The 25,362-nt window shown below is 69.7% G+C and carries 28 protein-coding genes; 19 read left to right on the forward strand and 9 right to left on the reverse strand.

The genetic code is table 11. The features are described from left to right. Positions 1–14: 14 nt before the first annotated feature. The gene (locus tag I4J89_RS11365; protein WP_196413834.1) at positions 15–1,277 is read right to left on the reverse strand and encodes a nucleotide sugar dehydrogenase; all 1,263 of its coding nucleotides are present in this window, start codon (positions 1,275–1,277) and stop codon (positions 15–17) included. 28 nt (positions 1,278–1,305) lie between these two features. Further along, positions 1,306–3,069 (reverse strand): stealth family protein, encoded by a 1,764-nt coding sequence (locus I4J89_RS11370; protein WP_196413835.1) that lies wholly within the window; start codon positions 3,067–3,069, stop codon positions 1,306–1,308. A gap of 238 nt (positions 3,070–3,307) precedes the next feature. Between I4J89_RS11370 and I4J89_RS11375 the strand changes: the two genes are divergently transcribed. From I4J89_RS11375 to I4J89_RS11390, 4 genes are all read left to right on the forward strand, one after another. Continuing rightward, on the forward strand, positions 3,308–3,538 hold the full coding sequence (locus I4J89_RS11375) for a hypothetical protein (RefSeq protein WP_196413836.1): 231 nt from the start codon (positions 3,308–3,310) through the stop codon (positions 3,536–3,538). An 80-nt stretch (positions 3,539–3,618) separates the two neighbouring features. Beyond that, the gene (ffh, locus tag I4J89_RS11380; RefSeq protein ID WP_196413837.1) at positions 3,619–5,172 is read left to right on the forward strand and encodes a signal recognition particle protein; all 1,554 of its coding nucleotides are present in this window, start codon (positions 3,619–3,621) and stop codon (positions 5,170–5,172) included. A gap of 66 nt (positions 5,173–5,238) precedes the next feature. Further along, the gene (locus I4J89_RS11385; RefSeq protein WP_196413838.1) at positions 5,239–5,853 is read left to right on the forward strand and encodes a Uma2 family endonuclease; all 615 of its coding nucleotides are present in this window, start codon (positions 5,239–5,241) and stop codon (positions 5,851–5,853) included. A 25-nt stretch (positions 5,854–5,878) separates the two neighbouring features. Then, the gene (locus I4J89_RS11390) at positions 5,879–6,955 is read left to right on the forward strand and encodes an amidohydrolase family protein (RefSeq protein WP_196413839.1); all 1,077 of its coding nucleotides are present in this window, start codon (positions 5,879–5,881) and stop codon (positions 6,953–6,955) included. Here I4J89_RS11390 and I4J89_RS11395 read toward each other — a convergent pair. Next, entirely contained in the window at positions 6,945–8,327 is a 1,383-nt protein-coding gene (locus I4J89_RS11395; protein WP_196413840.1) for an outer membrane protein assembly factor BamB family protein, read from the reverse strand. The two genes, I4J89_RS11390 and I4J89_RS11395, sit on opposite strands and share 11 nt — an antisense overlap. Beyond that, entirely contained in the window at positions 8,317–8,811 is a 495-nt protein-coding gene (locus tag I4J89_RS11400; RefSeq protein WP_196413841.1) for a SigE family RNA polymerase sigma factor, read from the reverse strand. Before I4J89_RS11400 ends, I4J89_RS11395 begins: the two co-directional genes overlap by 11 nt. 82 nt (positions 8,812–8,893) lie before the next feature. On the opposite strand from I4J89_RS11400, the gene proS reads away from it, so the two are divergent. The 13 genes from proS to I4J89_RS11465 all read left to right on the forward strand — a co-directional run bounded on the left by proS (position 8,894) and on the right by I4J89_RS11465 (position 17,886). Then, complete coding sequence (gene proS, locus I4J89_RS11405; protein WP_196413842.1) at positions 8,894–10,300, forward strand: proline--tRNA ligase; 1,407 nt, start codon at positions 8,894–8,896, stop codon at positions 10,298–10,300. A gap of 2 nt (positions 10,301–10,302) precedes the next feature. Further along, entirely contained in the window at positions 10,303–10,950 is a 648-nt protein-coding gene (locus tag I4J89_RS11410; RefSeq protein WP_196413843.1) for a ribonuclease FAU-1 family protein, read from the forward strand. Between the two features lie 172 nt (positions 10,951–11,122). After that, a complete protein-coding gene (gene rpsP, locus I4J89_RS11415) occupies positions 11,123–11,638 on the forward strand; it encodes a 30S ribosomal protein S16 (RefSeq protein WP_196413844.1) in 516 nt (171 codons plus the stop codon). Continuing rightward, a complete protein-coding gene (locus I4J89_RS11420; RefSeq protein WP_014447131.1) occupies positions 11,616–11,873 on the forward strand; it encodes an RNA-binding protein in 258 nt (85 codons plus the stop codon). The genes rpsP and I4J89_RS11420 overlap by 23 nt, the downstream gene beginning before the upstream one ends. 6 nt (positions 11,874–11,879) lie before the next feature. Then, complete coding sequence (gene rimM / locus I4J89_RS11425) at positions 11,880–12,446, forward strand: ribosome maturation factor RimM (protein WP_196413904.1); 567 nt, start codon at positions 11,880–11,882, stop codon at positions 12,444–12,446. Further along, positions 12,443–13,207 carry a tRNA (guanosine(37)-N1)-methyltransferase TrmD gene (gene trmD / locus I4J89_RS11430; RefSeq protein ID WP_196413845.1) on the forward strand — a complete coding sequence of 255 codons (765 nt, stop codon included), beginning with the start codon at positions 12,443–12,445 and terminating at the stop codon, positions 13,205–13,207. The genes rimM and trmD overlap by 4 nt, the downstream gene beginning before the upstream one ends. Positions 13,208–13,344: 137 nt before the next feature. After that, positions 13,345–13,701, forward strand: a complete 357-nt coding sequence (gene rplS, locus I4J89_RS11435; RefSeq protein ID WP_196413846.1) for a 50S ribosomal protein L19 — start codon at positions 13,345–13,347, stop codon at positions 13,699–13,701. A 163-nt stretch (positions 13,702–13,864) separates the two neighbouring features. Continuing rightward, positions 13,865–14,761, forward strand: a complete 897-nt coding sequence (lepB, locus tag I4J89_RS11440; RefSeq protein ID WP_196413847.1) for a signal peptidase I — start codon at positions 13,865–13,867, stop codon at positions 14,759–14,761. After that, positions 14,758–15,420 carry a signal peptidase I gene (gene lepB, locus I4J89_RS11445; protein WP_196413848.1) on the forward strand — a complete coding sequence of 221 codons (663 nt, stop codon included), beginning with the start codon at positions 14,758–14,760 and terminating at the stop codon, positions 15,418–15,420. Before lepB (I4J89_RS11440) ends, lepB (I4J89_RS11445) begins: the two co-directional genes overlap by 4 nt. 41 nt (positions 15,421–15,461) lie before the next feature. After that, a complete protein-coding gene (locus tag I4J89_RS11450) occupies positions 15,462–15,932 on the forward strand; it encodes an NUDIX hydrolase (RefSeq protein ID WP_196413849.1) in 471 nt (156 codons plus the stop codon). Further along, positions 15,932–16,774 carry a ribonuclease HII gene (locus I4J89_RS11455; RefSeq protein WP_196413850.1) on the forward strand — a complete coding sequence of 281 codons (843 nt, stop codon included), beginning with the start codon at positions 15,932–15,934 and terminating at the stop codon, positions 16,772–16,774. Before I4J89_RS11450 ends, I4J89_RS11455 begins: the two co-directional genes overlap by 1 nt. Then, entirely contained in the window at positions 16,771–17,094 is a 324-nt protein-coding gene (locus I4J89_RS11460; protein WP_014447123.1) for a DUF2469 domain-containing protein, read from the forward strand. The genes I4J89_RS11455 and I4J89_RS11460 overlap by 4 nt, the downstream gene beginning before the upstream one ends. Before the next feature lie 72 nt (positions 17,095–17,166). Beyond that, entirely contained in the window at positions 17,167–17,886 is a 720-nt protein-coding gene (locus tag I4J89_RS11465; RefSeq protein ID WP_196413851.1) for a murein hydrolase activator EnvC family protein, read from the forward strand. Here the strand turns inward: I4J89_RS11465 and I4J89_RS11470 are convergent. Further along, positions 17,873–19,063 (reverse strand): aminotransferase class V-fold PLP-dependent enzyme, encoded by a 1,191-nt coding sequence (locus I4J89_RS11470; protein ID WP_196413852.1) that lies wholly within the window; start codon positions 19,061–19,063, stop codon positions 17,873–17,875. The genes I4J89_RS11465 and I4J89_RS11470 overlap by 14 nt on opposite strands. 17 nt (positions 19,064–19,080) lie before the next feature. Continuing rightward, positions 19,081–20,196 carry a tyrosine recombinase XerC gene (locus I4J89_RS11475; RefSeq protein WP_196413853.1) on the reverse strand — a complete coding sequence of 372 codons (1,116 nt, stop codon included), beginning with the start codon at positions 20,194–20,196 and terminating at the stop codon, positions 19,081–19,083. Between the two features lie 98 nt (positions 20,197–20,294). Here I4J89_RS11475 and I4J89_RS11480 point away from each other — a divergent pair, with 98 nt between their 5' ends. Further along, positions 20,295–20,756 carry a pyridoxamine 5'-phosphate oxidase family protein gene (locus tag I4J89_RS11480; protein ID WP_196413854.1) on the forward strand — a complete coding sequence of 154 codons (462 nt, stop codon included), beginning with the start codon at positions 20,295–20,297 and terminating at the stop codon, positions 20,754–20,756. A gap of 705 nt (positions 20,757–21,461) precedes the next feature. On the opposite strand, the gene I4J89_RS11485 is transcribed toward I4J89_RS11480, so the two are convergent. After that, the gene (locus I4J89_RS11485; RefSeq protein WP_196413855.1) at positions 21,462–21,866 is read right to left on the reverse strand and encodes a winged helix-turn-helix domain-containing protein; all 405 of its coding nucleotides are present in this window, start codon (positions 21,864–21,866) and stop codon (positions 21,462–21,464) included. A 587-nt stretch (positions 21,867–22,453) separates the two neighbouring features. Further along, positions 22,454–22,678, reverse strand: coding sequence for a hypothetical protein (locus tag I4J89_RS11490; RefSeq protein ID WP_309238261.1), 225 nt, complete (start codon positions 22,676–22,678; stop codon positions 22,454–22,456). A gap of 785 nt (positions 22,679–23,463) precedes the next feature. Between I4J89_RS11490 and I4J89_RS11495 the strand changes: the two genes are divergently transcribed. Further along, positions 23,464–23,649 carry an AlpA family phage regulatory protein gene (locus tag I4J89_RS11495; protein WP_196413905.1) on the forward strand — a complete coding sequence of 62 codons (186 nt, stop codon included), beginning with the start codon at positions 23,464–23,466 and terminating at the stop codon, positions 23,647–23,649. 161 nt (positions 23,650–23,810) lie between these two features. On the opposite strand, the gene I4J89_RS11500 is transcribed toward I4J89_RS11495, so the two are convergent. Further along, the gene (locus tag I4J89_RS11500) at positions 23,811–25,001 is read right to left on the reverse strand and encodes a DNA-processing protein DprA (RefSeq protein ID WP_196413857.1); all 1,191 of its coding nucleotides are present in this window, start codon (positions 24,999–25,001) and stop codon (positions 23,811–23,813) included. Positions 25,002–25,362 lie beyond the last annotated feature (361 nt).

Here is a 25,362-nt window from a genome sequence, read left to right on the forward strand (position 1 = left end):
ACCCCCGCGGCGGCTCAGAGGCGGTGAGCCTCGCGTGCTGAGGTCACACCGCGGGTGTCGAAGAAGCGCTTCGCGATGCGGGCCAGGTGGTCCGGGTCGTATTCGCGGTGGTTCTGCACCAGGATGACCAGGTCCGCGGAGGCGGTCGCGCCCTCCAGGTCGTCGGTGCGTTCGACCGGTACGCCACCGACGTCCCAGGTGCGCACGTGCGGGTCGTGGTAGGCGACCGTCGCGCCGAGTGACGCCAGGTGGCGGGCCAGCGGGGCGGCCGGCGACTCCCGCTGGTCGGCGATGTTCGCCTTGTAGGTGATGCCGAGCAGCAGGATGGTGGCCCCGCGCACGGCCTGCCCGTCCGCGTTGAGCAAGTTCTGCGCACGCCGGGCCACGTAGGCCGGCATCGTCGTGTTGATCTCCTGGGCCAGCTCGACGAAGCGGAACGGGTAGCCGAGCTTGCTGCGGACGTTGTGCGAGAGGTAGTTCGGGTCGATCGGGATGCAGTGCCCGCCGACGCCCGGGCCGGGGTAGAACGCCTGGAAGCCGAACGGCTTCGTGGAGGCCGCGTGGATCACGTCCCAGAGGTCGATGTCCAGCTCGTGGCAGAACCGGGCCATCTCGTTGACCAGCGCGATGTTGACGTGCCGGTATGTGTTCTCCAGCAGCTTGGCCGTCTCGGCCTCCCGGGTCGACCGGGTCCGCACCACCGTCTCGACGAACCGGCCGTAGAAGCGCGACGCCACGTCCGTGCAGGCCGGGGTGTAGCCGCCGACCACCTTCGGGGTGTTGTGCGCGCCGAACGTCTCGTTGCCCGGGTCGATCCGCTCCGGGGAGAACGCCAGGTGGAAGTCGATCCCCGCGGTCAGCCCGGAGAGCTGCTCCAGCAGCGGCCGCACCACCTCGTCGGTGGTACCCGGATAGGTGGTGGACTCCAGCACCGCCAGCATGCCGGGGCGCAGGTTGCGGCCCACCGCCGAGGTGGCACCGACGACCGCGCGCAGGTCCGGCCCGTCGCCCTCGGAGAGCGGGGTCGGCACGCAGATCACCGCGGTACGCGCCTGCGCGATGAGCGTCTCGTCGGTGGTCGGCCGGAACCCGCCGGCCAGCATCGCGTCCACGTCCGCGTCGCTCAAATCGTCCACGTGCGACCGGCCGGCGCCGAGCGCGCGTACCACCTTCTCGTCGACGTCGAAGCCGAGCACCGACATGCCGGCCCGGATCGCCTGCTGCGCCAGCGGCAGCCCGACGTATCCGAGTCCGAGGATGACGACGTCGTAGCTCAAGGCAGAACTCCTTTGCTGGATGGATCGGTCAGGCCACCGGTGGCAGGGCCACGTCGCTGGTCGAGAAGGGCTGGCGGGGCGCGGTGAGCGTCCGGGTGGCGGCGGTCGTCTCCGGCCGGGCCCGGCGTAGCTCGAAGGGTGAGGAGAACGGGAGGTACGCCGGGAGGAACTCGGCGAGCAGTGCCTCCTGGTCGGCCACCGCCGCGCTGTGCACGTCCACGTCGTTGAGGCAGAACGCGTCGACGTTGCGGCTGCGCAGCAGCCCGGCCAGCCGCAGCGGTGTGTTCGGCTGGGCCAGGTCGGTGTAGAGGTACCGGATCCGGCCGGGTGCCGCCCGCCCGGTCAGGTACGCGTAGTACTGCTGCAGCGAGGAGAGCAGCGAGATGTCGTCCGGATGCCGGAACTGGTGTCCCGCGGTGGCGGCCACGTGCTCGGCGAACCGCTTCTCGATCTCGGTGAGCACGCTGCGCCGCGAGGGGTGCGGGGTGTGCATCATCTTGCGGGTCAGCACCCGGCCGAAGGTCTCCTCGATCAGCCGGCGGTTGTTCTTGGCGGCCGAGTCGGCGGGCCGGTCGGCGGGGCCGCGCGGCGCGGCGTCGACCCGCGCCCCGGAGGGGAAGAACCGGGTCAGTCCACCCGGGGTGAAGAACAGGTCGGGGGTTACCGGCCGGCCCAGGATCACGTCGTCGTTGAGGTAGAGGAAGTGCTCGGCCAGGCCGGGGATGCGGTGCAGCCGCGACTCGATCGCCTGCGAGTTGAACGTGGGCAGCTTCCCGGTGTCGCCGAAGATCTCCTGATGGCTGACCACGGTGAGCCGGGGATGGTCCAGATCCAGCCAGGCCGGCACCTGGTCGTCGGTGACCAGGAAGACCCGGCGTACCCACGGGGCGAAGCTGTGCAGGGCGCGCAGCGAGTAGCGGAGTTCGTCGCGGCTGGCGTACCGGGAGTCGTTGGCGGCCTGCGCGTTGATCTCGTCGACCCAGGAGTTCTCGGCCAGGGCCCGGGCCTTGCGGCGCTGCCAGGCCGGGTCATCGCCGTCGACCCAGGTGTAGACCACGTCGATGGGGAACTCGATCCGGTCCGGATCCATCGCCGTGAACACCCGGCGGGTGCGATAACCGGTCACGTCGTCCGGGCAGCTGAACGGGCCGAAGACCGGCTCGGGAGCCACCACCTCGGGTTCGCCGGCCGGGATCGAGTCGGCCACCGGGTTGCGGCGGGGCGCGCGCAGGCGGCCGTCCGACTCCTGCCAGAACTCGACCTCGCAGGCGTACTCCCGGCCGAGCAGCATGCTGCCGCCGGGATCGGTGACCGGCCAGTAGACGGCCAGCACGCCGGGCTCGCGCTGCGGCTTGCGCCCGGCCGGACGCACCGGCCGGAGCAGGCCGTGGTCACGCGCGGTCAGTTCCTGGAGCAGCCGTACGACCCGGGAACGATCCGCTTCCGGTACGGCGACGGCGGTGCGAACCGGGTTTCGGACCGGCACCCGGAACCAGTCGATCCGGGCCAGATCGAAGGCCTGCGCGACCCGGTCCAGATTGTGCCGCCGGACCTCGACCGGCCCGGTCGCGGCCTGCACCCGTGCGGTCACCAGGCCGTCGGCCGTGCGGACCCGCAGGGTGGCATCGCCGGTCCGGCCCCGGATCCGGACCGGGGCGAGCGGCATCAGAGTGCGGGCGATCCGGAGGCGGCGTTCGGGCGCGACCCGGGGGAGGACACGCCGCTCGACCGCCTCGAAGACCCACCGCCGGACTGACCACGGGGTCAGCCGCAGGATCTGCCGCAGGGTCACGCCGTCGTCCTTTCGCCGCAGGTCCACGGAGCCTTAACGGCACCGTTGAGACGGAAGTTGCGGTCTATATCAGGAGTTGCACCCTTTAACTGCGGTATACGCGCTTCATGGGTGTCTTGGGGGTAATTGGCGAAGGCCCACCCCTAGGGGAACGGATCGGGGTCACGGCCGATGCGGGCCTTGCGCGGGACCGGCATGGTGGAAAGCGGCGAATGCGCGACGACGGCGGGAGGCCGCGATGGGCAAGGCAGTGGCGTATCTGGTGGCACTGATCGCCGGAGTGGTCGTGGTGGGCTGGGTGGTCAGCTCGCTGATCGGGCCGTTCCTCTTCTACCTGATCGTGGGCGCGATCGCGGTCGGCGGCGGGCTCTACCTCTACGGGAAGCTGAAGAAGTCGATCGCCCCGGGGACGCGGACCCAGCGGCGCATCGAGGCGGCGACGAAGACGTACCGCATGCGGAACCGGTGAGGCTCGGGCGGTGCGGCTAGGCTTGCGGCTGACGCCAACAGTGACGACCAACGGCCGAGCTAGCTAAGGAACAGCGCACCGTGTTTGACACCTTGAGTGACCGCCTGTCCGGGATCTTCACCAAGCTCCGCGGCAAGGGCCGGCTCACCGATGCCGACATCGACGCCACCGCGCGCGAGATCCGTCTCGCGCTGCTGGAGGCGGACGTCGCGCTGCCGGTGGTCAAGGCGTTCATCGCCAGCCTCAAGGAGCGGGCGCGCGGCGCCGAGGTCTCCCAGGCGCTGAACCCCGCGCAGCAGATCATCAAGATCGTTCACGAGGAGCTCATCAACATCCTCGGTGGCGAGGGGCGGCGCCTGGTCTTCGCCAAGCAGCCGCCCACCGTCATCATGCTGGCCGGTCTCCAGGGTTCCGGTAAGACCACGCTGGCCGGCAAGCTGTCCCGCTGGCTCAAGGGCCAGGGCCACCAGCCGCTGCTGGTCGCCTGTGACCTCCAGCGGCCCAACGCGGTCAACCAGCTCCAGGTGCTCGGCGGCCGGGCCGGCGTGGACGTCTACGCGCCGCAGCCCGGCAACGGCGTCGGTGACCCGGTCCAGGTCGCCAAGGACTCGATCGAGCACGCCAAGCGGGCGGCGAAGGACATCGTCATCGTCGACACCGCCGGCCGTCTCGGCATCGACGCCGAGATGATGCAGCAGGCCGCCGACATCCGCGCCGCGGTCGACCCGGACGAGGTCATCTTCGTCATCGACGCGATGGTCGGTCAGGACGCCGTGCAGACCGCGGAGGCGTTCCGCGACGGTGTCGGCATCACCGGCGTGGTTCTCTCCAAGCTCGACGGTGACGCCCGCGGTGGTGCCGCGCTCTCCGTCCGGCACGTCACCGGCCAGCCGATCCTCTTCGCCTCCACCGGTGAGAAGCTCGAGGACTTCGACATCTTCCACCCGGACCGGATGGCCAGCCGGATCCTCGGCATGGGTGACGTGCTGACCCTCATCGAGACCGCCGAGGCGGCCTTCGACGAGGATCAGAAGGAGAAGATGACCAGCAAGCTGCTCGGTGGCGAGCAGTTCACGCTGGAGGACTTCCTGGACCAGCTGATCGCGGTACGCCGGATGGGCCCGATCGCCAACATCCTCGGCATGATGCCCGGGATGAACCAGCTCAAGGGCCAGCTCGACGAGCTCGACGACAGCCACTTCGACCGGGTCACCGCGATCATCCGGTCGATGACCCCGCAGGAGCGCACCACCCCGAAGATCATCAACGCGTCGCGCCGGGTGCGCATCGCGAACGGTTCCGGCGTCACCGTGATGGACGTCAACCAGCTGCTCAACCGCTTCGCCGACGCGCAGAAGATGATGAAGCAGATGACCGGCATGATGGGCCTGCCGGGCAGCCGCCGGAGCGCGACCAAGAGCTCGAAGAACAAGCGCAAGGGCAAGGGCGGCAACCGTCCGCGTCCGGCCGGCCGGATGCCGGCCGGTTTCCCGGGCGGTGGCATGCCGCAGCTCCCGCCGGGCATGGACCCGGGTGCGCTGGGCGGCGGCCAGGGCGGCATGCCGCCGGGCTTCAAGCTGCCGAAGCTGGACTTCAACAAGCTGAGCAAGCCCCCGAAGGACGACAACCGCTGATATAGGCATTGGGCTACTGGTCGGGTGCCTAGTATGGTCGAAGGTGAATCCGTTGAGGAGGAGCCGATGACCGCTGCGCCGCACCTGAACGAGCGGGACTTGATCGAGCATTTGCTGGGGCGAGACGACCTGACCGTCGACGACATCGCGGACCTTCCCGAGGATCTCCGATACGAGTTGATCGACGGAAGGCTCGTCTTGTCCCCCCTCGCCCTGCCCATCCACCAGTTCATCGCTTTCGAGATCGCCGTGGCCGCACGCGAGCGCTGTCCGGACGACGTTCTCATCAATCCGGAGCAGGCCGTCCTGCTGGATCGGCGCAACGAATTGCGTCCGGACGTGGTGCTCATCCAGGAGGAGGGCGCCGGTAAGTCGCCGGTGCGCCCGGGGGATGTGCCGCTGGTGGTCGAGGTGGCATCGGAGTCCACGAAGGAGTTCGACCGAACCGGCAAGCTGAAGAAATACGCCTACGTCGGGATCCGCAACTACTGGATCGTCGATCCGCTGGCCGAACGCGTGACGCTCACCCAGTTCGTGCTCGGTCCCGATGGTGACTACCAGCAGGTGCGGCACACCGGCGATCTCGTCACGGTCGACCGGCCGTGGGAGATGACGCTGGACCTGCCGGCCTGGACCCGCCGGCGGGACCGGATTCGTGCGGTGGCCCGGCCGGACAGCTGAACGGTTGATCAGGTAGGACTGTTCCATGGCGTTGCATGTGCGTGGGACCGTCCTGCCGGACGGTGCGGTCCGGGACATCTGGCTGGTCGGCGACCGGGTCACCTTCGAGCCGGTGTCCGATGCCGAAACGATCAGCGACGGCGGCTGGATCGTGCCCGGCCTCGTCGACGCCCACTGCCACCTCGGCATCGCCTACGGCGCGAAGCCGATCGAGAGCGTCGACCAGGCCCGTGAGCTGGCCACCCAGGACCGGGACGCGGGCGTCCTGGCGATCCGGGACGCCGGCTCGCCGTACCCCTATCCCGAATTGGACGACGAACCCGGCGTGCCGCGCCTTGCCCGGGCCGGGCGGCACGTGGCCGCGCCGCGTCGCTACCTGCGCGACATCGGTGTCGAGGTCCTGGGCGACGAGGTCGCGAAAGCGGTCACCGCGCAGGCGAAGGCCGGCACCGGCTGGGTGAAGCTGGTCGGCGACTGGATCGACCGCGAGGTGGGCGATCTGGCGCCGAGCTGGGACGCGGCGACGATGGCCGCGGCGGTGGAGGCCGCGCACGCGGCCGGAGCCCGGGCCGCGGTGCACACGTTCTCCGAGGAGGGCGTGGAGATCATGGTGCGGGCCGGGGTGGACTCGGTGGAGCACGGCACCGGGCTGTCGCTCGACCTGATCGACGAGATGGCCCGGCGCGGCACCGCGCTGGTGCCCACGATGATCAATATCCGGACCTTCGGCAAGATCGCCGATCAGGCCCGGGAGAAATTCGCCGGGTACGCCGACCACATGATCGCCCTGCGCGACCGCTTCCCGTCCGTGGTGCTTGCCGCGCACGAGGCCGGCGTGCCGATCTACGTCGGTACCGACGCGGGCGGGGGCATCCGGCACGGGCTGGCCGCCGAGGAGATGCTCTACCTGCACGAGGCCGGCATCCCGGCGACCGACGTCCTCGCCGCCGCCTCCTGGAAGGCCCGCGAGTGGCTGGGCTTCCCCGGCCTGGTCGAGGGCGGCCTCGCCGATCTGGTGGTCTACGAGGCGGACCCGCGCGCGGACCTGCGAGTGGTCCGCGCGCCGAGCCGTATCGTGCTGAAGGGTCAGGTCATCCGGTGAGGCTCCAGATCCGCAGGCCGTCAAGGGTCGGGCAGGCCAGCCGGTCCTCGGTGTTGACGCAGTTCCCGATCCGCAGCGGCACCTCACCGAGCGTCGTGACGTGGCCGTCACTGAACCGAATCAGCTGCACCGGACCGGGTGCCGCCGGCACGTTCAGCAGCGTCTCCGTGTTGAGCCAGGAAGTGGCCGCCTCCTTCGTGCGGAGCACCTCACGCCCGTTCGCGTCATAGAACGCCATCACGCCGGTATCCGCGACCATCGTGCGGCCGTGGCCGTCGGACTCGACCATCGGGTAGCCCTCCATCGCGGGAACCCGCCACACCTCCCGTTGGCGGGTGAGGTCGATCGAGGCCAGTGTGTACCGACGGAGCGGTGCCTGGTCCAGGACGCAGAGCCGGTCGGCGTCGCACATGTCCAACCCGTGGAGCGTGTGCCCGGCCTTCTCGCTGACGACCGTGGTTGTTTCGCCGGTGCCCAGGTCGGTGGCGGCCAGTCGGTACCCGTTCTTGCCCGACGTCTCCTCGATGATCAGCCAGTTGTCGTACGCGATGACCCAGCCGTTGTCCGCGGGCCTCGGCACGGTGAAGGTCTCCAGCACCCGGCCGGTGCCCGCGTCCATCAGCCGGACCTCTCCCTCCCCGGTGACTTCGAACAGCTGACCGTCACCGGACTCGCCGAGTCTCAGCGTGCCGCGCGGGTGCACGATGCCCAGCCGATCCGCTGTCGCGTCCCGCGACCAGCGCCGCTCGCCGGTCAGCCAGTCGTATGCCTCGATCTGCTGATCCTGTTGGGACCATCGGATCGCGGCCCGGTCGTGCAGCACCAGACCGTCGTTCTCGGCGAGGGGCAGGTCGAAGAGCAACTTGCCGTCGGTAGCCCGGTACACATACGCCGCCCCCGAGGTGTTCAGCACCACCGCGGATTTCGCCGCGCGCAGACCGACCAGTGCGTTCGGCTCGGCCTTCTGCTCGGTCCTGTGCTCGGCCTCCCAGAGAAGGGCGCCGGTGTGCAGGTCCGCCGCACGCAGGTGGAACGTGCCGTCGTCGGCTTTCCAGAGGGCGAAGACACGCCCGTCGGCGGCGACGACGTCGGCCGACGTGATCGTGCCGCCGAGGCTGATCGGTGAGCCCACCTCGGGCATCGCGCGGTTCGACGGGGTAGGCGCGACGGTCTGATCAGGCCGGCGGTCCGACCGCTCCACCAGCCCGACCGCGCCCGCCACCACCAGGCACACCGCAACCGCCGAGGCCACCACGGCCCGGGTCCGGTTGCGCTGCCGGCCGCGTTCGCGGGCCGCCGCCGCCGGGGCGAGCGGGATCGCGTCGGCCTGGCGGCCCAGTGTCGCGAACAGTTCGTCGAGATCAGCGGGCATCGGATGTTCCCTCCGGCAAGAGAGCGGGTTCGAGCGCGGTCGCCAGGCCGGCCCGGCCTCGGGACAGCCACGACTTGACGGTGCCGATGGAGGCGCCGGTCTCCGCGGCGATGTCGGCGATCGATCGGTCGAGGAGGTAGTGCAGGGCCAGCGCGTTGCGGTGCGCGGGTGGCAACGTCCGCATGGCCGTCACCAGCAGCACGGTGTTCTCCGACGGCGGCGCCACCGGCGGGAGAGGCGGTTCGGCCGCGGCGCGGTCTCGCCGGACGAACATTCGGCGCCACCGGTCGGTGGAGAGCCGGTTCACCACCAGCCGCAGCCAGGCCTCCGGGTCCTCGTACCGGGAGATCCGCCGCCATCGTTGCCAGGCCCGGGCGTAGGCCTCCTGGACCAGGTCCTGAGCCTCCCCGGCGTCACCGGTCAGCCCGTACGCGTACCGCATCAGCCGCCGGGAGGTGTCCCGGTAGAACCCGTCGAAGTCCATCCATCACCCCGTTCGTCTCCGTTGAGGGACACGGGACGCCCACCCGGTGGGTTGCAGCCGGCCGAGACTAGGATGCTTCCTCATGGCTCGCGTGCTCACTCCCCGTGCGGAGGACTTTCCCCGCTGGTACCAGGACCTGATCGCCAAGGCGCAGCTCGCCGACAACGGCCCGGTGCGCGGCACGATGGTGATCCGGCCGGTCGGCTACGCCATCTGGGAGCGCATGCAGGCCGACATGGACGCCCGGATCAAGGAGCAGGGCGTCCAGAACGCGTACTTCCCGCTCTTCATCCCGGAGAACTACCTGCGCCGCGAGGCCGACCACGTGGAGGGCTTCTCGCCGGAGCTGGCCGTGGTCACCCACGCCGGTGGCAAGGAGCTCGCCGAGCCGCTCGTCGTCCGCCCGACCAGCGAGACGGTGATCGGCGAGTTCATGGCCAAGTGGGTCGACTCGTACCGGGATCTGCCGCTGCTGCTCAACCAGTGGGCCAACGTGGTCCGGTGGGAGCTGCGCCCGCGTACCTTCCTGCGCACCACCGAGTTCCTCTGGCAGGAGGGCCACACCGCGCACGCCACCGAGGCGGACGCCCGCGAGCACGCCCGCGATATCCACAAGAACGTCTACGAGGCGTTCATGACCGAGATGCTGGCCATCCCGGTCGTGCCCGGCCGCAAGACCCGGGGTGAGCGGTTCGCCGGCGCCACCAACACGATGACCGTCGAGGCCATGATGCGCGACGGCAAGGCACTCCAGATGGGCACCTCGCACGAGCTCGGGCAGAACTTCGCGAAGGCCTTCGACATCACCTACTCGTCGGCCGACCGCACGGTCGAGCACGCCTGGACCACGTCCTGGGGCACCTCGACCCGCATGCTGGGCGGTCTGATCATGGTGCACGGCGATGACAACGGGCTGCGGCTGCCGCCGCGCCTCGCACCGATCCAGGTCCAGATCATGGTGGTCAAGGCAGGCGAGGGTGTCGCGGAAGCAGCGGCCAAGCTGCGCGACGACCTCAAGACCGCCGGGGTACGGGTAAAGCTCGACGATCGTGCCGACATCCCGTTCGGCCGTCGCGCCGTCGACGCGGAACTCCAGGGCATCCCGATCCGCGTCGAGGTCGGCCCGCGTGACCTGGCCAACGGCAACGCCGTGGTGGCCCGCCGGATCGACGGCACCAAGTCGCCGATCGCCCTGGCCGAGGTGGCGAACGCGGTCGTCGCCGCTCTCAAGGCCGACCAGCAGCGCCTCTACGACGACGCGCTGGCCTTCCGCGAGGAGCACACGGTCGACGTGAAGACGCTGGGTGAGGCGATCGAGGCGTCGCAGACCGGCTGGGCCCGGGTGCCGTGGTCGGCCGTCGGCGAGGCGGGCGAGAAGGAGGCGAACGGCAAGGCCGTCACGGTCCGCTGTCTGACCCGCCCGGACGGGACGATGCCGGAGTCGGACGAGGAACCGGGGCTGGTCGCGTACCTCGGTCGTTCTTACTGATTGTGAGTTTTCAGCCGGGCCGGTCCGTCGTCTATCGCAACTTCTCGGCGGGCCGGCTGGTCAACGTCCGGCCCTGCCGGGTGGTCTCCGACGACGAGCGCGGGCTGCTGCTCTGGCTGGCCCGGGACACGCCGGTGATCATCGAGGTGGCGGCGGACGGCCGCGGTGTCCGCCAGATGCCCTTCACCGAGTGGGTGAGCGCCGAGCGCCGCCTGGTCCCGTCCACCTGGTCCGGCCCGGGCATCCTGAAGTTCATCCCGCCCGAGGGCGACCACTCGGTGTGGTTCTTCCGCACCGGCGACGGCGTCTTCAAGGAGTGGTACGTCAACCTCGAGGAGCACGCGGTCCGCTGGGACGACGGTGACCTGGCCGGTGTCGACGTGGTGGACCAGGACCTCGACGTGGTGGTCGCGCCGGACCGGTCCTGGCAGTGGAAGGACGAGGACGAGTTCGCAGAGCGGCTCGCGCTCCCGGAGCACTACTGGGTGCCTTCTCCGGACGAGGTCTGGGCCGAGGGCCGACGGATGATCAAGAAGATCGAGGCCGGTGACTTCCCCTTCGACGGCACCTGGACCGACTTCCGCCCCGACCCGTCGTGGCCGGTCCCGGCCGAGGTGCCGCCCGGATGGGACCGGCCCGGGGCACGTTGAGACCCGGTTGGGCAGGGCGGCCTGTCGTCTGGCAGAATGGCTCGTTGGTATCCGGCACGCGTCAGGCGCCCTCTAACCCCTGATCGCGACGCCAGTCCACGAGGCATCGGTCCCGCATCCCCACGTGGGTCCCGGTCGGCTCACCCACGCAGTCATCAGGAGCGAATAAACCGTGGCCGTAAAGATCCGGCTTCTGCGGATGGGCAAGATCCGCAACCCGCAGTACCGCATCGTCGTCGCCGACTCGCGTACCAAGCGCGACGGCCGTGCCATCGAGTACGTCGGCATCTACCAGCCGAAGGAACACCCCTCGGTGATCGAGGTCAAGTCCGACCGCATTCAGTACTGGCTCGGCGTCGGCGCGCAGCCGAGCGAGCCCGTGCAGCGGATCCTGGAGAAGACCGGCGACTGGCAGAAGTTCAAGGGCCTGCCGGCCCCGCCGCCGCTGCTGGTCGCGCCGAGCAAGCAGAGCAAGACCGAGGTCTACGAGGCCGAGGCCAAGGCTGCCGCCGGTATCGCCGACACCAAGCCGGCCACCGCGAGCAAGTCGAGCAAGAAGGCTGCCGCTCCGGAGGCCGCCGCCGCCAAGCCGGCGGAGACCAAGGCGGCCGACCCGGCCGAGCCGAACCGCGAGGCCGTCGCCGAGACTGCACAGGACCCGGCCGGTGCCGGCGCCGACGCGAGCTGACGGGGCGCTCCGGCCCGCGCTGGAGCACCTCGTCAAGGGCATCGTCGACAACCCGGACGACGTCCGGGTCCGGCTGGTCGACTCGCGCCGTGGCAAGCGGCTCGAGGTCCGTGTGCACCCGGAGGACCTGGGAACGGTCATCGGGCGCGGCGGGCGTACGGCCAAGGCCCTGCGTCAGGTGATCGGCTCGATCGGCGGGCGCGGCATTCGCGTCGACATAGTCGACGCGTACTGATCGATGCTGCTCGTCGTCGGCCAGATCGGTAAACCGCACGGCATCCGGGGCGAAGTCTCGGTGGTCGTGCGGACCGACGAGCCCGAGGAACGCTTCACGTCCGGGTCGGTGTTCATCACGGAGGTCCCCCGGGACCGCCGGGTGAACGCCGGCCCGGCGGCAGCGCCGGCTCCCGGAGTGCCGTTCGAAGTTCCCAAGCAACTCGTCCTCGAGTCGATCCGCTGGCATCAGGGCCGCGGCATCGCCGTCTTCGAGGGCATCCACGACCGCAACGTCGCCGAGGCGCTGCGCGGCGTGTACCTCCAGGTGGACAGCGCCGATCTGGCGTCCCCGGAGGATCCCGAGGAGTTCCACGACCACCAGCTGATCGGGCTGCGCGTGGAATCGGTCGACGGCTCTTCGCTGGGCACCGTGCAGCGGATCGAGCACGCACCGGCCTCGGACCTGATCGTGCTCGCCAAGACCGGCGGCGGGACGGCTCTGATCCCGTTCGTCACCGCGATGGTCCCGACCGTGGACGTCGCCGGCGGCCGCATCATCGTTGACCTCCCGGAAGGCCTCCTCGATCTGTGAAGGTCGACATCATCTCGATCTTCCCGGAGTACTTCGCGCCGCTCGACCTCTCGCTGATCGGCAAGGCGCGGACCGCCGGGACCCTTGAGCTGTCCGTGCACGACCTGCGGACCTGGACCTCCGACGTGCACCGCACGGTGGACGACACGCCCTACGGCGGCGGTCCCGGCATGGTGATGCGCCCCGAGCCGTGGGGACAGGCCCTGGACGCGGTGGCGACTCCGGGGACGACTCTGGTCGTACCGTCCCCGGTCGGCGCACCCTTCACCCAGGCGGACGCCCACCAGCTCGCGGAGCTGGACCACCTGGTTTTCGCCTGCGGCCGTTACGAGGGCATCGACCAGCGAGTGATCGACGACGCGGCGGCCCGGATGCCGGTGCGTGAGGTCTCCCTCGGCGACTACGTGCTCTTCGGCGGCGAGGTCGCGGTCATCGTGATCATGGAAGCGATCACCCGGCTGCTGCCCGGCGTGCTCGGCAACGCCGAGTCGCTCACCGAGGAGTCGCACGCCGCCGGCCTGCTCGAGGCCCCGGTCTACACCAAGCCGCAGTCCTGGCGCGGCCGTGACGTGCCCGATGTGCTCCGCTCCGGCGACCACGGCCGGATCGCCCGCTGGCGTCGCGAGCAGAGCCTGCTGCGGACCGCCTCCCGGCGCCCCGACATGTGGGCCGCCTACCCGCCCGAGAACCTCGACAAGAAGGACCGGGCAGCGCTCACCGAGGCTGGATTTCAGATCCCGCCTCCGCGTGTGGCAGAGTAGGGAGGTTGCCGTCTCCATCCCACGCCGTGGGGTGGGACGAGGATCTTCTACCAAGTCTGATTGACACCAGCCGGAAGATCAGAATCACCCACTCGCGCACCGACTCCCGGTGCGCCTAGTACGACGAGGATGCAGCGATGAACACGCTGGACGCTCTCGACGCCCAGTCGCAGCGCACCGACCTTCCCAGCTTCCGCGCCGGTGACACCATCAAGGTGCACGGCCGGGTCGTCGAAGGTAACCGTTCCCGTGTCCAGGTCTTCCAGGGCGTCGTGATCGCTCGCCAGGGTGCCGGTCTCCGGGAGACCTTCAAGGTCCGGAAGATCAGCTTCGGCGTCGGTGTCGAGCGGACCTACCCGATCAACAGCCCGGCGATCGACCGGATCGAGGTCGTCACCCGCGGTGACGTGCGTCGCGCCAAGCTCTACTACCTGCGTGAGCTCCGTGGCAAGAAGGCCAAGATCAAGGAGCTTCGGGAGAAGCAGACCGTCTGACAACACTGAGACGACCGGAACGGGCGCGGGCGCATTACGCTTGCGCCTGTGCCGGACGGTTCTGGTGAACCATTCCAGTCCTACCGCCCGTAACTTCCCCTAGCCGGGAAACTCGGGCGGTAGTGCTGTATCCGGGGGCGGTTCGGCCGGCGGACGGCGGGAGATGCGAAGCGTGGAACCGATGGAAGGCTACGGGCCGACGGCTCGGCGGCGGCGTGGGCTCTCCCGGCGCAAGGAGATGCCCCTCTGGCAGGAGCTGCCGCTGCTGCTGATCGTCGCCTTCTGCTTGGCCGTGCTCATCCGGACGTTCCTGGTGCAGGCCTTCTACATCCCGTCCGGGTCGATGGAGAACACCCTGGCGATCCAGGACCGCGTGCTGGTCAACAAGGTCGTCTACGACATGCGCGACCCGTTGCGGGGCGAGATCGTGGTCTTCCGCGGCACCGACGACTGGGCGCCGGAGGTGACCGAGGCGGTCAGCAACACCTTCCTGGCCAAGCTCGGCCGGACCGTCGGCGACCTGGTCGGCATCAGCCGCCCCGGCGAACGCGACTTCATCAAACGGGTGATCGGCCTTCCGGGTGACAAGGTCGCGTGCTGCGACGAACAGGGCCGGATCACGGTCAACGGGGTCGGCATCGACGAGGAGTACATCGCCGAGGGCTTCAACTCCGACCTGAGTCAGCCACCGATCCCCGGTCAGTGCACCAGCCGCCGGTTCGCCGAGGTGACCGTGCCGGCCGGGCAGATGTTCGTGATGGGCGATCACCGCTCGGTCTCCCAGGACGCCCGCTGCCAGGGGCCGGTGCCGATCGAGAACATCATCGGGCGGGCCTTCGTGGTGGTCTGGCCGAGTGACCGATTCAACAGTCTGAACGTGCCGGACGTATGGAAACGATTCGCCGAGGATCAACCCACGGCCGCGGCGACCAGACCGGATCCGCAGCCCAAGGCCACCCCGGTGATCGCCGCGGACGTGTTCCCGCTTCTCATCGGAGTGGTCTTATCCGCGCGTTCCGGCATGTCGTTCGTGACTCGACGACGTAGGCTCCGAGCGTGATTGACGAGCAGACCGAAAAGCGCCGGGGCTCATTCTGGCGTGAGCTTCCCATCCTGCTGGGTGTAGCGATCCTCGTTGCCGTGCTGGTTCGCGCTTTCGTGCTCCAGACGTTCTACATCCCCTCCCCGTCGATGGAGCACACGCTCAACGTGTGGGACCGGGTGCTGGTCAACAAGCTCGTCTACGACTTCCGCGACCCCCGCCGCGGCGAGATCATCGTGTTCAAGGCGCCCAGCGACTGGCAGTCCGGCGCCGAGGGCGAGGACTTCATCAAGCGGGTGATCGGTACTCCCGGTGACAACATCGTCTGCTGCGACCCCCAGCAGCGACTCGAGATCAACGGCGTCTCGCTCGACGAGCCGTACATCTTCACCGAGACCGACGGCACCCGTAACCAGGTCGCCGACCAGGAGTTCAACATCACCGTGCCGGCCGGCCGGCTCTGGGTGATGGGCGACCACCGCGAGGCGTCCGGCGACTCGCTGGAGCACTACGAGCAGAGCACCGCCACCGACGAGGCCGGCAAGATCGACGACGCCACGGTCCCGATCGACTCCGTGGTCGGGCGCGCGTTCACGATCTTCTGGCCGGCGAGCCGGGCCTCCTGGCTGTCGGTGCCGAAGGAGTACGAAGCGATTCCGAACGCCTCGGGCAAGTAGCCGGGTCGCCGGTGCCTCCTCGAGCGCAATAGGCTTTGCACGTGACCGTGATTGACCGGCGCGCCGGCCGCGTCCTCCTCGTCGATCTCGCGGGCCGGGTGTTGCTGCTGCACGGCGGTGACCCGGCCCGGCCGGAACTACGGTGGTGGTTCACCGCCGGCGGCGGCCTCGCCGACGGCGAGACCGTGGCCGAGGCGGCGGCCCGTGAGCTGTTCGAGGAGACCGGCCTGCGGGTGGCGCCGGACGACCTGGGCGGGCCGGTCTGGCACGAGATCACCGAGTTTTCGTACGACGGGCGGGACTACCGTCAGGAGCAGGACTTCTTTCTGCTCCGGGTGGCGGACTGGCAGGTGGACACGGCCGGGATGGACGCCGAGGAGAAGCTCACCATCACCGAGCACCGGTGGTGGTCGGCCGCCGAGATCGAGGCGAGTAGCGAAGAGATCTTCCCGCTGGACCTGGCCGATCTGCTGCGGCGGTGCGTCGCTGCCGTACCAGATAAGGATCTTTAATGCTTGCCCCGCCACGCACCGTGGTCCGCCGGGAGGCCGGGCTCTACGCGCTGGAGCAGGCGCTTCAGCGCCGCGGCTTCCGGCATGTGGCCGGAGCCGACGAGGCCGGCCGCGGCGCCTGCGCCGGGCCGCTGGTGGCGGCCGCCGCGATCCTGCCGGAGGGCAAGCGCGGCGAGATCCCCGGGCTGGCCGACTCCAAGCTGCTCACCGCCGCCGCCCGGGAACGGGTCTACGAGCACGTGGTGGAGCGCGCCCTGGCCTGGTCCGTGATGATCATTCCGCCGACCGAGGTCGACGCGCGCGGCCTGCACGTCTGCAATCTCGCGGCGATGCGCCGGGCGCTGGCCTCGCTCACCATCCCCCCGGAGTACGTGCTGACCGACGGTTTCCCGGTCGACGGGCTGGGGGTGCCGGGCCTCGCCGTCTGGAAGGGCGACCGGGTCGCGGCCTGTGTCGCGGCGGCCAGCGTGCTGGCGAAAGTGACCCGGGACCGGCTCATGGTGGAGCTGGACGAGCGCTTCCCGGCCTACGGCTTCGCCGTGCACAAGGGTTACATCACCGACGAGCACAGTTCCGCGCTGCTGCGGCACGGGCCCTGTGCCGAGCACCGATTCTCGTACGTCAATGTCGCCGCGGCCTCGGGTCGCGGCAACCGGCCTCCGCGGGCACGCCGCCCGGCGGACCCGGCGGCGGTCGTGCCGGCGCTGTTCGACGTATCTGTTACGGAGCCGCTGCTGCTTCCGGAGACGGCTGAGGGTACCGTCGGCGTGGCGTCGGGCGAGCAGCCTCAGCCGTCGCCGTCGGTGGGGGAAGATGAGGCCATGGAGGGCGAGACACGATGAGCGCAGAGGATCTCGAGAAGTACGAGACCGAGATGGAGCTGCAGCTCTACCGGGAGTACCGCGACATCGTCCGCCAGTTCTCCTACGTGGTGGAGACCGAGCGCCGGTTCTACCTGGCCAACCAGGTGGACCTGCACGTGCGCAACTCCGACGGCGAGGTGTACTTCGAGGTCGAGATGCACGACGCCTGGGTCTGGGACATGTATCGTCCGGCTCGGTTTGTGAAGAATGTGCGGGTGATGACGTTCAAGGACGTGAACGTCGAGGAGCTCGAGAAACCGGACATCTCCCTGCCGGATGACGCCGGCTTCGGCGGGTAGCACTTATCCACAGTTCGCGGCTGTGCACAGGGCCGGTCGCGAGCGCGCCTCGGCGTGGGCAGGCTGAGCGGCATGGTGTCCGTTTTCGCGTTGGTGTCTGTGGTGCTTCTGATCGCTCCGCGTCCTTCGTCCGTGCCTGATCTTGCTGTTTCTGTGCCTGCTCTCGCCGCGCCCTTGCCTGCGGGGTTTGCGGCGTCCGCGCCTGCGGGGCTGGCTGTGTCCGTGCCTGCGGTGCGTTCTTGGGCGGTGCTTTCCGGGGGTGCTCCGGCCTCGCGGTATAGCTGGCCGGTGGCTCCGCCTCGGGTGGCGCGGCGGTTCGAGCCGCCCCCGGAGCAGTGGCTCGCCGGTCACCGCGGCGTCGATCTCGCTGCCGCTCCCGGTGCCACCGTGCGTGCCGCTGGAGGCGGCAAGGTGATTTATGCCCAGATTCTCGCCGGCCGGGGCGTGGTCAGCGTGGCGCACGCGGGTGGGCTGCGGACCACTTACGAGCCGGTGACCGCCGTGGTCGCGCCAGGCGACGAGGTCGCGGCCGGCGAGCCGCTGGGCACCCTGGACCCCGGCCATCCCGGCTGCTCGGAGAGCGCCTGCCTGCACTGGGGGCTGCGCCGGGGCGACCTCTACCTCGATCCGCTCGCCCTGCTCGGGCTCGGCCGCGTCCGCCTGCTGCCCCTCAACGCAGCCCGCAGCGCTGGCCCTAGCGCTGCCCGCGGCGCTGCCCTCAACGCTGCCGCTGCCCGCGGCGCTGCCCTCAACGCTGCCGCTGCCCGCAGCGCCGCCCTCAGCGCTGCTTGAACTCGTTCAGCAGGGCTGGCAGATGGTCGGTCAGGTGGTGATATTCCTCCGGACGGTTGTAGACCTGCGCGCTCAGCCGCAGCAGCCCACGCCCGCCCCACGCGTTCACCGCGGTCTCCACGGCCAGCTTGTCCGAGATGTGCTGCCGCAGCGCGTGCGCCTCCGGGAAGGTGGTGGCCATCCCGGCCGGCAGCGGCACGATCCGCATGGAAACCCCAGGTCCGCCCGGGTCAGGCAGGTCGGCGGGCGCGAGGCCGAGGGCCTCACCCACAACCCGTTGGCCGTACGCGGCCAGCGCGGCATTGTGCTCCCGGACGGTGTCCACACCGAGCGTGCGCAGCGTGAAGACCCCGGCCGGGGCGGCCAGCCACGGGGTGTAGTCGATCGTGCCCTGGAACTCGACGGACAGCGGAAACCCCTGCTCCTGCTCCCACGACACGATCAGCGGGTCGATGCGCCGCCGCCAAGCCGGTGCGACGTGCAGCAGTGCGGTGCCTCGCGGAGCCCAACCCCATTTGTGCAGGTTGCCGACCCAGAAATCGGCACCGATCGCGCCCACGTCCACCGGCAGCATTCCCGGTACGTGCGCCGCGTCCACCAGGACCGGAATGTCGTTTTCCCGGGCGGCCGCGACGATTTCGCGTACCGGCAGCAGCATCGCGGTCGCTGACGCCAGCTGGTCGACGACGAGCAGCCGGGTCCGGCCGGGACGCAGCGCGGCCCGGATCCGCGACACCACCTCACGAGCCGGCGCCCCGAGCGGGACGGCGACCGTGCGCGCGCTGGCCCCCGTCCGCCGGCACTGCCGACGAACCGCCATCGCCACCGCCCCGTACGCGTGATCGGTCATCAGCACCTCGTCGGAGGTACTCAGCGGAACCGACTGAAGAACCAGCGACACCGCGGCCGTGGTGTTCGGCAGCAGCGCGCTGCCGTCCGGATCCGCGCCCAGGAACGACGCGAGGTGCCGTCGGGTGTGGACCACCCGGTCGAGCAGCCCGGTGCCGTAGAACCGCAGCGGATTCGCCTCCATCTCGTCCCGCAGGCGTTGCTGGGCCCGCTGCACCCCGATCGGAAGCGCGCCGAACGACCCGTGGTTCAGGTAGGACACCGCCGGATCCAGCGAGAACAGAAGCCGGGCACCGGGAATGGACCGGGGCGGATCTTCGGCGCTCATGCTCGGATCGTACGGTGTCAGGCTCGCGGGTGCGCCTGATTGAATGCCGCGCGTAGTCGCTCGGTCGACACATGGGTATAGATCTGGGTGCTCGACAGCGAGCTGTGTCCCAGCAACTCCTGCACGGCCCGCAGGTCGGCACCACCGTCGAGCAGGTGCGTCGCCGCGGAGTGCCGCAGGTCGTGCGGGCTGGTGTGCGGCAGCCCCGCCGCCTGCGCCGCACGCGCCACGATCCGGCGCACGACGGTCGCCTGGAGCCGGCCACCCTTCACGCCGAGGAAGAGTGCGTCCCGGCTGTAGCGTCCCGCCAGCTCGGGCCGGCCGAGGCGTAGCCAGTCGTCGAGGGCACGGCGGGCCGGGAGGCCGAAGGGGACGGTCCGCTCCTTAGCGCCCTTGCCGAAGACCCGGACGACCTGGCGGACGTAGTCGACGTCGGCTCGGTTGAGGTCGCAGAGCTCGCTCACGCGTACGCCGCTGGCGTAGAGCAACTCCAGGACGGCCCGATCCCGGATCGCCAAGGCGTCACCCGCTGCGGAGCCCTCTCCGGCATGCTCCGCATGCTCGCCTGTTTCCGCGCCCATGCTGCGGCCCCGCCCGGTCCCTGGGGCCGCGTCCGTGCCTGCGGCCGCGTCTGTTGTGGTGGCCGTTTCTGTCGCCGCAGCCTTTCCGATCGTTGCGGTCGTCTTTGTTGCCGTGGTCTGCCCGATCGGTGCGGCTTTCTCCGTCGATGCGGTCATCAGGTGTGCGGCTTGGTCCGCGCGAAGGACGGTGGGCAGGGGCCGATGCGCGCGCGGACTCGCGAGTTGCGCACCCGGATCATGCGGGGCGCGGCCGGTGCGATGCGCCCAGCCCGTGAAAGTCCGGGCCGCCGCGGCCCGGCGCGCCTGCGAGGCACGAGCGGCACCCGCACCCATCCGAGCCGCCAGCCAGCCGCGGAGCACGCCGATATCGAGCTCGGCGACCGAAGTGCGCCCTTCACGCACGGCGTGGTCGAGCATCGAGACGACATCCCCGACATACGCCCGGACGGTGTGCGCGGACCGCCCGTCCACACCGGCCAGGTGATGCCCGAAGTCGTCCACCGCCTGCCGGAGCGCCGCCGGCAGTGCCTCGTGCAATTCACGGGTACGCATCGCTCACGACCGTCCTCCGCCAAGGATCATGACGTCAAGCATCCGCGCCGACCTGTTTCCCGGCGTTTCTGTCAGACCTGGGGGCTAGCCTCACCGGCATGGCACGTTGGGGAGAAATCGAGAAGGAAGCACCCGAGTTCGCGGCCCGGGTCCGGGCCCTGTTCGACGCCGGCACCAACAAGACCATCGCCACCCTGCGGCGTGACGGCTCACCCAGGATCAGCGCCTGCGAGGCCCAGTTCACCGACGGCGATCTCACCTTCGGCATGATGGCCGACTCGGTGAAGCTGGCAGACCTGCGCCGCGACCCGCGGATGGCCATGCACAGCCCCACCCTCGAGCCACCGGAGGAAAACCCGGAAACCGGCCCCGGCGACGCCAAACTGGCCGGCCGTGCCGTGGAGACCCCACCGCCTCCGGACACGCCGTTCCCAGACGCCGGCTTCTTCCGCGTGGACATCACCGAGGTGGCGCTCACCTACGTCGGCGTCCCAGCCGACCACCTGGTCATAGAGTCCTGGCACGCCGGCCACGGCTACCGCCGCCGCACCCGAACCTGACTGCCACCCAGTCCCCATGCCAGGCCGCGGTGTTGTGGTCGCTGGCCGGCGCCCTGGGCGCCGGTCCGGGCCGGATGGCCGCTCACCCGAGGCGGCCGGCATCGGATCCACCGATCAGTGGTGGTCATGGCTGTGTGGTTGATGCGTGCCCCGCCCTCGGTCAGCCACAGTCGGCGAAGCCGCTTCCTGCTAGCACGCCCTGCTACACGGCGTCGTTCCCGATCCGTGTGCGGACCAGCATTGCGGCCGCAAGGGCGTGCTGCGGGTTTGTCGTGTCCGGCCGGCAGCAGCACTTTCATCCGGCTTCAATGACGTGCTGCGGGCTTGCCGTGTCCGGCCGGCAGCGGTGCTCTCACTCGGCCTCTATGACGTGCCGCGGGTCTGCCTTGTCCGGCCGGTAGCAACGCTCTCTCCTGGCTTCCCGGATGTGCCCTGGGCTCGCCATGTCTGGTTGGCGGCAACGCTCCCATCCGGCCCCTCCAAGACGTGCCTTGCCGCCAGCCGGCAAGGCCGTGGCTGACGCAGGTGCCTGCCTGCTCTCGGTGGGGGCATGCGCGACGGCCGGGCAAGCGAGCTGTAACCGACGCACATCCAGACGGCGTCTAACGTGCCTCAGCACCAGCCCCACCCGTGCGTGGGCACGTTTCGAGGGGTCACCGGTGAGCGGAGCGGAGGATACGTCGATGTCGCGGGGAAGCAGTGGGGTCAGGGGCGGGTGAGTTGCACGCGGTCGGCTGGGTGCACGGTCTCGGTGCCGTCGTGCGCCGTGACGACGAGCACCGGGACGCCATCGCGCAGCCGGTACTTGCGGCGCTCGTTGTCGTTGGGCATGCGTGCGCCGACCCGGTCGCCGCGGGCCAGCGTGACGATCTGGACCGGCTCGGGAACGCGCACGAAGGTGCCGCGCGGTCGATCCACAGTCACCAGTCCTTCGGTCCGCAGCTGGCCGATGGCTTGGCGCACCGTCGTGCGGCTGATGTTGTAGTCGTCCGCGAGACGCAACTCGCTGGGCAACGCCTCACCCGGACGCAGCTCCCCAGACTCGATCTGCCGGCGCAGCAGATCAGCCAGCTGGCGGAAGACCGCTCGGTCGGCGGAATGATCGATCATGATGACCATTTTACGTGCCCACGATGCTCCATTATGTTGTACCAACAGGCTTACATTACTACAATAAGCCTTGCCGCACTGAGAAGGCCGAGCTTGATCGGGCGGCAGGGCGGGCGGCGGTCTTCGCCAAGGTTGGCCAGTGCCGACCAAGGCGTGGCCGTCGCCCGTTTCTCCCACTGGGGCGAGCCGAGGTCGCCGCCAGCCGGACGCCAAAGCCGCGGCCATGCCGGCGCCCGCCTCACCGCGGAATCCTTCGCGAGCCGCGGCACGGTCGGCATGGAGAGCGGCTTCCAAGGTTCGCTGCGCTGGCACGCGGGCGGGTCGCCGATTGCAGAGCGGGAGAGCGGCGAGCCTGAGCCTCGTGGTTCACAGGCCGGCGGGCATACGCGTGGTGGGGCAGTAGGTCGCTGTGGTTGCTCCGGTGGTGGCGTGGGAGCGGGTCGCCGTGGTTGCCCGATGGTCACGTGGGAGCGGGTCACCGTGGTGCTCCGGTGGTCGCGTGGGCTGAGCGCCGTGCGGCGGTGTCGCTGGGCTATAGAGCCGAGATCTGCTGCAGGCGCGGGCTGCGCCGCACCGGTGCGCCGGGGTCAATGCCTGGACCATCCGCTTCGTGCCCAGGCCAGGAAGCGTTCGTAGAGGTTGGGTGGCGGCTTGCCCTCCGCTGTCAAGTCGTCGAGGGCGTCGTACATCTGCGCCGACAGGTAGATCTTCAGCAAGGAGGGGAAGGCGCGGTACTCGGTGAGCAGGCTGGTCTTGGCGGTGTCACAAGGCCAGGCCTGTTTGCAGACACGGCAGGTCCAAAGAGGGCGCACGTGTACGTGTTCGGTATTGCCGGCCTTCGTCATGGCTTCCTCAGCTGGCTGTCGTCGAGTTCGCCCAGGGTGTGAATCGCTTAGGCGGCTGAACACCGGCCGGGCGCGGGGAAGGCGCGCTCCTGAAAATGTGGGGCTCAACGTGGCGTGGAGATGTGCGCGAGACGGTTTGCGAAGCATCTGAAGGCCATGTCGTCCGCCGATGTGCGATTTCAGGAATTGGCGCTGAAGTGTCGCATTGATGAGGTGTGACCGATTGTTGCCAGGCTGACGTCGGTTGTCCTGGATGGACTCGCGGCAATCGTGGTGTGGCCGTCAGCGGCTGCGGTTGTTGCGGCCCCTGTGCGGGGCCGACGGATTCGCTCGATGCTGCTGGGCTGGCGTGAGCCGCCCGGCGCGACCGACGTTCGACTCGGGATGTGGTGATCGGGGCGGGGTGTCGGTCCGGCGGTTGGCGGGGCCGGCGTCCTCGTCCTGCCGTGCGTGCCGCGACCGATAGACGCCCCGGCGCGACGTGGCGTCGGAGGCTGGCGGAAAGGGTGGCGGTGTGGCCGGCACGCGACCGTCTATGCACGGGGCCGGAAGGCCGCATATGCATCTGCGCCACATGGTCCGCCAATCGCGGCGGTGCCTCGGGAAATGCGGGACAGGTGGGATAGGCGTAGAGCGTCTAGTCATGGAGCCACTCTAGTTGACTAACGACTAGCTGTCTCCTATCAAGTTGATAATTGACTAATAGTCTCACGCCTACGGTCGATCATGTGGGAGTGAAGCCGATCCGACTCATGGGCGCGCACGAGATCCGTATCCGTTTGGGCGGAGTCAGCCGGCAGCGGGCCTACCAGATCACGAGTCGCGCCGACTTTCCGAAGCCTGTGGCAGACCTGGCGCAGGGCAAGGTCTGGCTGGCCGACGACGTCGAGGCGTGGATGAAGGTCCACCGCCGTGATCTGGACGAGTCCGAGGACTGACGCGGTACCCGCGCCGTTGCGGCGGCGCGGCCGCACCGACCGGCCCGCGGGCATCGGTCACCAGGTTGTGGTGACCGAAGGCCCGACGAGCCGGCCGCCGCCATGCCGTCCGCCAGTGCCGTACCTGGAGATCGCCGACGGTGGCCATCATCCACATCGGATCAGCCGGGTGTGTTCTTCGGGGCGAGGGCGATGCCGCCCTCCCGGCGTACCACGAGGCCGGCCACCTCGAGCAGTGACAGCCGCCGGAGGACTGTGCGCAGGGTCAGCCGGGCGGCCGCTGCCAGCTCCTCGGGAGTGGACGTGCCGCGCGGCGGAAGCGCGTCCAGGATGAGGGCCGACTCCTCGTCGACGGAGTCCCGGCGGTGCTCCGGCCCGCGTGGCGGATCGGTCAGATACTCGCCGATCCGGCCCACCTCCTCCAATACGTCGAAGGCCGAGGTCACCAACCGGGCGTACGGGTTGCCGCGCAAGATTTCGTGACATCCGACCGACATGGCGGACGTCACCGGCCCAGGGACCACCATTGCGTGCCGGTTCAGTGCCAGCACCCGGTTCATGGTTTGTGCCGCACCGCTGCGCGCGGCTGCCTCGACCACGACGGTGCCGGCGGTGGCGGCGGCGATGACGCGATTGCGGATCAGGAACCGGTGTCGGAGCGGCTCGGCGCCGATCGGCCACTCGCTGATCACCAGACCTTGCTCGGCGATCTGTTCGAACATCGCGGAGTTGCCGACCGGATAGGGACGGTCGACGCCGCAGGCAAGGACCGCCACGGTACGGCCGCCGGCCGCGAGAGTCCCCCGGTGCGCCGCCGCGTCGATGCCGAAGGCACCGCCGGAGAGTACGGTCCACTCCCGCCCGGCCAGCGCGTATGCCATGTCGGTCGCTACATGGGTGCCGTAACTGCTCGCCGCCCGCGCACCCACGATCGCCACCGAGCGTTCCAGGGTCGCGTCGAGCGGCCACCCACCGCGCACCCAGAAGCAGAGCGGCGGCCGGATGTCGTGGTTGACGCGGCCCCCGGTGTCCAGTTCCAGTCCGGCGAGATCGTCGACCCGGGTCGGCCACTCATCGTCGGAGGGGACGACCAGGCGGGCGCCGAGCCGTTCCGCCCGGCGCAGTGCGATCTCAGCGATCCGGTGGGGATCACCGACCGCGGTACGGGCTTTGACGGCCGCCCGTAGCCGGCTGTCCGGGATGTCGCCGCTGATCAGGCGTTCCAGGGTCGCCGCCGCGCCCGCCTGCTGCACCAGGGTCCAGACGGTGCGGTGGCCGGGCTCCGCCAGCCACGTCAGAGCGACCCGAGCGGCGCGGTCCGCCATGTCGTCGAACTCCGGCACGCCACTCATCCGGACCGCCGGCGACGAGCAGGGGGAGCGGGTTCGACGGCCATGTGGCCGGTTGAGGCATTCATACGAACTCCAGGCAAGGGACGAGCAACAAGGGACCGGAAGCGAGGGCGGGGCGAAAGCGAACTCCAGGCAAGGACAAGCAACGAGGTACCGGAGGCGAGGGCGAGGCGAAAGCGAGGGCAGAAGCGGATGCAACGGGCGAAGAAAAGGGCCACCTCAAGGACGACGCTCTAGGCCGTGTTTCGTAGGCGTCGATGTTGCGGCGTGGCGGTGATCGATAACTGAAGAGGTCTCCGGTAGTTGGTTCAGCGACCAAGCAGAACTTCACACCGGAGACCTCGTGCCGAGCGTAGCGGCA

The sequence above is a fragment of the Actinoplanes aureus genome (genome assembly GCF_015704865.1).
Classification (GTDB): Bacteria; Actinomycetota; Actinomycetes; order Mycobacteriales; family Micromonosporaceae; genus Actinoplanes; species Actinoplanes aureus.